The 1442-nt window shown below is 71.3% G+C and carries 1 protein-coding gene; it reads left to right on the top strand.

Annotated features, from left to right (window positions below):
• Window positions 1-427: 427 nt before the first annotated feature.
• A partial coding sequence (locus HY68_RS19620; protein ID WP_198533306.1) for a protein kinase occupies window positions 428-1442 on the top strand: 1015 nt, incomplete at its 3' end.

The following is a 1442-nucleotide window of genomic DNA, read 5'->3' as shown; positions in this document are numbered from 1 at the left end:
CCCGCGAGGAACGAGCGGGGCGAGCACGGTCGACCGTCGACAGCGGCACAAGGCGCCCCGGAGGTGAACCGAGCCCCAAAAAAGAGGGGCGTGAGCCGAAGGGGCGCGCCGCTGTCGAAAGGGAGAGCGCGCGCAGGCCCGCGAGGTACGAGTGGGGCGAGCACGGTCGACCGTCGACAGTGGCTTAAAGCGCCCCGGAGGCGAACCGAGCCGAAAAAAGAAGGGTGTGCGCGCCGCTGTCGAAAGGGAGAGCGCGCACAGGCCCGTGAGGAACGAGCGGAACGAGCACGGTCGACCGTCGGCAGGGGCATAAAGCGCCCCGGAGGCGAACGCGCCCAAAAAAGAAGGAGTCACGGGACGGCTGCAGTATTGCGACCGCTTTGCCCGCGACTGGGGCTCCGTCCGACCCTGATCGTAGACTCGCGGCGTGGATACGACCCTCAACGACCCGATTGTCGGACAGGTGCTCGACGGCCGCTATCGCGTCGACGCGCGCATCGCCGTCGGCGGCATGGCGACGGTCTACCGTGCGGTCGACACCCGGCTCGACCGGGTTCTCGCCCTCAAGGTGATGCATCCGGCCCTCGCCACCGACGTGACGTTCGTGGAGCGTTTCATCCGTGAGGCCAAGTCCGTGGCCCGGCTCGCGCATCCCAATGTGGTCGCCGTCTTCGACCAGGGCGCCCAGGGCGCGTACGTGTATCTGGCGATGGAGTACGTCGCGGGGTGCACGCTGCGCGACGTCCTGCGGGAGCGCGGCGCGCTGCAGCCGCGGGCCGCGCTGGACATCCTGGAGCCGGTGCTCGCCGCGCTCGGGGCGGCGCACCGCGCGGGGTTCGTGCACCGGGACATGAAGCCGGAGAACGTGCTGATCGGGGACGACGGCCGGGTGAAGGTCGCCGACTTCGGGCTGGTCAGGACGGCCGGGGACGTGACGAACACGACCGGGACCGTGCTCGGCACGGTGTCGTATCTCGCTCCTGAGCAGATCGAGTCCGACGCGTCAGGCGCCGGGGTCGACGTGTACGCGTGCGGCGTTGTCCTGTACGAGATGCTGACCGGTGCGAAGCCGCACGGCGGCGGTTCTCCCGCCCAGGTGCTGTACCAGCATCTGAACGAGGACGTGCCCCCGCCGTCGGCGCTGGTGCCGGCGCTCGCCGTCGAGCTGGACGGGCTGGTCGCCGCCACCACCGTCCGTGATCCCAGGGCCCGGCCGGCCGACGCGGTGGCGATGCTGGCGCTGGTGCGTCAGGCGCGTGCCGCGCTCGACGACGCGCAGCTCGACGCCGTACCGCCGCGGGCCAAGCCCGTACCCGACGGGCAGTCGGGCGCGGAGAACCGTACGTCCGTGCTGCCGCGCGCGTTCCCTGTCGACGGTGTCGCGGGGGTCGGCGGGGTGAACCGGACCAGCAGGCTGGAGATGGCGTCCCCCGAGGGGCCGC

The organism is Streptomyces sp. AcH 505 (genome assembly GCF_000818175.1).
Classification (GTDB): Bacteria; Actinomycetota; Actinomycetes; order Streptomycetales; family Streptomycetaceae; genus Streptomyces.
This window is presented reverse-complemented; position numbering and strand designations above follow the sequence as displayed.